At 40.7% G+C, this 5392-nt stretch carries 6 protein-coding genes, 1 pseudogene and 1 riboswitch; of the genes and pseudogenes, 4 read left to right on the forward strand and 3 right to left on the reverse strand.

From position 1 onward, the window contains the following. Nucleotides 1-38: 38 nt before the first annotated feature. Nucleotides 39-1277 (forward strand): Zn-dependent hydrolase, encoded by a 1239-nt coding sequence (locus tag BANVL01_RS26230; RefSeq protein WP_066082826.1) that lies wholly within the window; start codon nt 39-41, stop codon nt 1275-1277. Beyond that, nucleotides 1270-2445, forward strand: a complete 1176-nt coding sequence (locus BANVL01_RS26235) for an amidohydrolase (protein ID WP_066082828.1) — start codon at nt 1270-1272, stop codon at nt 2443-2445. The genes BANVL01_RS26230 and BANVL01_RS26235 overlap by 8 nt, the downstream gene beginning before the upstream one ends. Before the next feature lie 66 nt (nt 2446-2511). Here BANVL01_RS26235 and BANVL01_RS26240 read toward each other — a convergent pair whose 3' ends face one another. Beyond that, nucleotides 2512-3633, reverse strand: coding sequence for a 5-methyltetrahydropteroyltriglutamate--homocysteine S-methyltransferase (locus tag BANVL01_RS26240; protein ID WP_066082830.1), 1122 nt, complete (start codon nt 3631-3633; stop codon nt 2512-2514). A gap of 81 nt (nt 3634-3714) precedes the next feature. Then, a riboswitch (SAM riboswitch) is annotated at nt 3715-3816 on the reverse strand. A 171-nt stretch (nt 3817-3987) separates the two neighbouring features. Here BANVL01_RS26240 and BANVL01_RS26245 point away from each other — a divergent pair. Further along, complete coding sequence (locus BANVL01_RS26245; protein ID WP_066082832.1) at nt 3988-4275, forward strand: transposase; 288 nt, start codon at nt 3988-3990, stop codon at nt 4273-4275. Between the two features lie 229 nt (nt 4276-4504). Beyond that, the gene (locus tag BANVL01_RS26250) at nt 4505-4753 is read left to right on the forward strand and encodes a hypothetical protein (RefSeq protein WP_066082834.1); all 249 of its coding nucleotides are present in this window, start codon (nt 4505-4507) and stop codon (nt 4751-4753) included. A 74-nt stretch (nt 4754-4827) separates the two neighbouring features. On the opposite strand, the gene BANVL01_RS26255 is transcribed toward BANVL01_RS26250, so the two are convergent. Both BANVL01_RS26255 and BANVL01_RS26260 read right to left on the reverse strand, forming a co-directional pair. After that, entirely contained in the window at nt 4828-5112 is a 285-nt protein-coding gene (locus BANVL01_RS26255; RefSeq protein WP_066082836.1) for a hypothetical protein, read from the reverse strand. A 3-nt stretch (nt 5113-5115) separates the two neighbouring features. Then, nucleotides 5116-5392, reverse strand: a pseudogene (locus tag BANVL01_RS26260) (hypothetical protein); the annotation flags it as partial.

The raw sequence follows: 5392 nt of genomic DNA on the forward strand, positions 1-5392 counted from the left end.
CGCTGGAGCTAGACATATATAATAAGGAGGCGATTTAAATGGAGACCCTTCAACTACGAATTGAAGAACATATTAACAAATTAAGTCACTTTACAGCCACACCTGGAAAAGGGACGACAAGGCTGACTTATAGTAAGGAAGACAGGCTGGCTAGGAACTATATTATTGAAAAAATGAAGGAATACGGATTGGCTGTCAGTGAAGATGGAATGGGTAATATCTTCGGAAGGCTGGAAGGTACTCTAAAGGACGCGCCGAGCGTTCTAATCGGTTCCCATTTTGATTCAGTTCCAAATGGAGGCTCTTATGACGGCCCTGCAGGTGTAGTCGCGGGGCTAGAAGTTGCTGCACTTTTTGCCGAAAATCAATTAACACCCAAATACCCATTGGAAATTATTGCCCTTATCGAGGAAGAAGGAGCACGATTCGGCGGCGGGCTGATGGGCTCTAGAGGTATGACCGGTTTGCTGAGTGAAGATGATTTTAAAAATTTAAAGGACCAAAATGGGATCTCCACAGAAGAAGCGATGGTAAAAATCGGATTGGATTCATCGCTTCCCAAAAAAAGAGATCCTAAAACAATCAAGGCATTCCTAGAAATGCATATCGAACAGGGGCCAATTCTCGAGGAAAAAGATATTCCGATTGGCGTAGTAGAGGCTATTGTCGGGCTGACTCAATTTGAAGTAACCGTGGAAGGGCAAGCAGGACATGCAGGCACTACACCGATGGATCGCCGCTCGGATGCACTTGTTACTGCTGCTAAGATGATTGCTCAATTTCCTGGCCTCGCCATCGAAGAAGGGGAAGGAACCGTAATTACAACGGGGCAATTGAATGTTTTTCCAAACGGTGCCAATGTCATCCCGAAAAAGACCGTTTTTACAGTAGATATACGGTCCGGCAAGGAAGAACATATCGAGAATGTCATCCGGAAACTGAACGAATTAATAGAACTATCTAGTACGAATGGAATTAAGATTACGGCTGAACAGCAGTTATATATGCAGCCAAAAGCCATGAACCAAGAGATTGTCGCGCTTATGAAACAAATCAGTAGTGAATTAGAAACTCCTTATTGTTCGATTAATAGTGGAGCAGGTCACGATGCGATGGTCTTTTCCGATGTTACAGCTGTAGGGATGCTGTTCATTCCAAGTAAGGATGGCCTTAGCCATTGTCCGGAGGAATGGTCAGATGCTAAGCATATCGCAAATGCCATACAGATTTTTTATGAAACTGCAAAGAAATTAACGGAGGCTTCGTCAAATGATTAATGAACAAATAAAACAAGCGATTCAACAATATAGTGAGGAATTAACAGCCATTCGGAGAAAGCTTCATAGTGAGCCTGAGCTATCCTGGGAAGAAGAAAACACAACCGCTTTTGTCTGCGACTATCTTGAAAATCTAGGAATCTCTTATCGAAGAGCTGTGCCAACAGGTGTCATTGCTACCATCGAAGGCGGAAAGCCAGGGAAAACAGTAGCATTAAGAGGAGATATGGATGCCTTATCAGTGGAAGAATTGAATAACGATCTGCCATATGCATCAAAGACAGAAGGAAAAATGCATGCGTGCGGCCATGACGCCCATACTGCGATGCTCTTGATTGCTGCCAAAGCTTTAAATGAGAGCAAGGAAGAACTGCCCGGCAATGTCCGGTTATTGTTCCAGCCTGCTGAAGAGGTAGCGGAAGGTGCTAAAGCATTCGTAAAACAAGGGGCTGTTGACGGAGTGGATAACGTTTTCGGTATTCATATTTGGTCACAAATGCCGACAAACAAGGTGTCTTGCCCGGAGGGACCATCATTCGCTTCTGCCGATCTGTTTACAGTAACGTTTAAAGGAAGAGGCGGCCATGGCGCGATGCCGCATGATTGTATCGATGCAGCGGTTGTGGCTTCTTCGTTTGTAATGAATGTGCAAACAATCGTCTCGAGAACGGTTGATACATTACATCCTGCAGTTCTAACCGTCGGAAAAATGGTGGTCGGCACACGCTTTAATGTTATTGCTGAAAATGCCGTAATTGAGGGAACTGTCCGCTGCTTTGACCCTAAAACAAGAGATCATATTGAAACCCAGCTCAAGCATTATGCAGAACAGGTCGCAGCCATATACGGAGCAACAGCACAAGTAGAGTATGTCCGTGGTACCCAGGCTGTTAATAACGATGTGTACAGTGCTAAATTGGTTCAAAAAGTGGCCGCAGAAGCATTTGGCGCAGATGCTGTCTATTTTGAAAAGCCAACAATGGGCGGTGAGGATTTCAGCGAATATATGGCTGAAGTACCTGGCAGCTTCGCTCTTGTGGGCAGCGGTAATCCTGAAAAAGATACAGAGTGGGCGCACCATCATGGTAAATTCAACATCGACGAAGACGCACTCGTTATCGGTGCGGAATTATACGCGCAATATGCTTGGGCTTATTTAACTGAATAAGGCTGATGCCTGACCCCGAGGCTTTAAAGCTTTAAAGCCTCGGGGGTCAGGCACCATATTCACACTTTAGCCCCAAACACTTTCAGCAATAGTAATGACGTGTTTTATCTTATTCCATTGATCTTCTTCTGTTAAATTGTTGCCTTCCTCCGTACTTGCAAAGCCGCATTGAGGACTTAATGCTAAGTTCTCTAAAGGAATAAAACGGCTTGCTTGTTTAATTCTCTCTTTAATCGTATCAGGGTCTTCTAGTTCTGGGAATTTAGAAGTGATTAATCCTAGAATAACCTTTTGGTCAGCGCGTTTAAAGCTTTTTAATGGTTCAAAATCTCCCGAGCGCCCGTCATCATATTCTAAGAAGAGTCCATCTACCTTTAAATCAGCAAATATGGCATCAGAGATTTGACCGTAACCGCCGCTAGTTATATAAGTAGACCTGAAGTTTCCACGGCAAATATGCATCGTGATAACCATATCTTCAGGTTTTTTAGAAATGGCTTCATTTAAACAGCGTACTCTTGTTTCGATGATATCCTGTACTTCCATATTAAGTTTTTCAACGACTGCTTGAATCCGTTCTTCCGAAACAAAATCAATCCAAGAAGTATCATCTAATTGTAAATATCGGCACCCTGCGTCATAGAAGGCTTGAATGGCTTTTTGGTAAGCAATAACTGTATCATGAAAGAACTGTTCTCTGTTATCGTTATAATACTCATCCCCCTGAATTCTAGTAAATAACATATTAGGGCTTGGAATCGAGAACTTAGCCACTTGACTGCCATTGCCATAGCGGTCGACTGCCTGTTTTAAGAACTTGAAATGTTCTAACATATAATGATCATTGAAGTCTACTTTACCAACGACTTTAATCGCTTTATTTTTTGTTTTCGCTCCTTGGAAGTTACTAATATATTCCGTTTCAAACTCTTCTACACCATCTAAGCCTGATAAGAAATCCAAGTGCCACCATGAGCGTCTAAACTCACCGTCTGTGATGGAGTTAAGGCCAACTTCAATTTGTTTTTGGACAAGTTTCTCAATTTCTTGATCCTCTATCTTCTTTAAGGTATCTTTATCAATTTCTCCATTTGCAAAAGCTTTTCTTGCCTCTTTAATTGATTCTGTTCTTAAAAAGCTGCCTACATGATCGGCTTTAAATGGTGCTTTCACTGCTGTCTTTGTCATGTAAAATTCCTTCTTTCTATAATAATTAAAAAACCTCTTCTCACAAATAAGAAGAGGAAATCATTACCGGCACAGGTTCTCTTCTTATCTTCAAGCAAATCGCTTCTGGAATTGGCACAGTACTAACGTAAGTCTGCTGCCGAGGTATCGCGGGGCCAGTCCCTCCACCTCTCTTGATAAGAGTATTCTAAACTATATAATTATTAATTACGTTACATCCGTTTTACTATTCTGTCAAATAGGAAGTAAATCATGACATCAAAAATCAAACGGTAATACTCTGTAAAGTTCAGTAAATTGAAAAGAATGATTTAAACCAGCTTACTTTGTCTAAAATGGTAGAGAGGTGATTTGATGAAATTTCTATTAATCTTCGGCAGTATTTTTGCACCAGGTCTCATGTTCTTTGTGATGAAAATCAAGCCTAAATTACGTGTGGTTTTTAATATATGCGCCATTGTATCTGCACTAGTTTTTGGGAATATTTCCTCTCTCGCCATTTACGAGATTATTAAAGATAAAACCGTATTCATGACCAATATCCATGGTATATTCCTAAATCCACTTTTCTTAGTAACGGGTTCCTATTTGGGTATATATTTTATCAATCGAATGGTGCTATGGATGGTAGATGAAATATAGAGAACAGTGTCTTAATACTATTGCCTGAGCCCCGATGCCTTAACGCTTTAACACACTGGGGGTCAGGCATCAATTTTTCAGAAAAATACCAATCGATGGATATGGAAAGTGGAACCCAAACCTGAAAAAAAGTGAAAGAAAGCTGTCCAAACTCCGCGCGTCACAGAAGTAAATTTAAAACATAAGATGGATTACAGAAAAGAATGAGAATGAAGGGGAGGACTATAGAGTGCCTTCAGTCATTAATTTAGGAATATTTAATGTTAACTCTCCACAGCCCAGCTCAGCCATCTTTATTGGTGAATCAATTGTTACCGGGATGGACGCCAATAGAAAATATAATTTAGGCTTTGGGGGTATTTATGGATTTGGAAACGTGCAGGCCGGAAACTTAGTCAATAATCTAGATAGCTTTGAGGTCATAGACGGGGCAATCTTTGACAATGATATTAAACCAAATTTTGGTCCGAATATATAATGATTTGTACGATATACCTCAATCCATCTCTTTGCCCAGTTTTGGATTGAAGAAAAAAACAACAAACCCTTATTTTAACTGGGGTTTGTTGTTTTCTTTTGTTGGGCATTTTCTTCCATTTGTTCTTGTTTGATTCCCTTCTTTTTCTTCGGGACGCGCTCGTAATTGGTTAATGAGGCAGTAGCATGATCAAAGCTGTTCCGATCTCCGTGGATATTCCCTAAGCCCTGGTTATGTTTTTTTTTGCTCTTGAAGTCTTCGATAAAATTGTTTCCTATACTAAAGCAAGAAGCCTCTTCAATGGTCCCGATTTTGATGGTCCCGATATGAAAGGTCGGGGATAAAATGGGGGAAGACATGAATTATTCAGCCTCCCATGTTTCTTTGTTTTTCACCCAACAATTATAGGTTAACTTATTTTCATTTCCAGATAAGGTTCCAACTGCTTCATTTATAGTCGTTTCACAAGAAAATTGTTTGTGTCGGTTTTTTTCACCAATGAAAATACCGGCAGCTGTTTTCAGTTGGTCTACGGTAATATTCCCGAATGTCATTTCAATCATATGCAGGATCTCCTTTCCTTTCTTTAAAATATCAGAATTTATATCATTGGACTTTGAGAAATGTCCAGCTCCAGCG

Origin of the sequence: Neobacillus novalis NBRC 102450 (assembly GCF_001591805.1) — a bacterium.
Taxonomy (GTDB): Bacteria; Bacillota; Bacilli; order Bacillales; family Cytobacillaceae; genus Neobacillus; species Neobacillus novalis.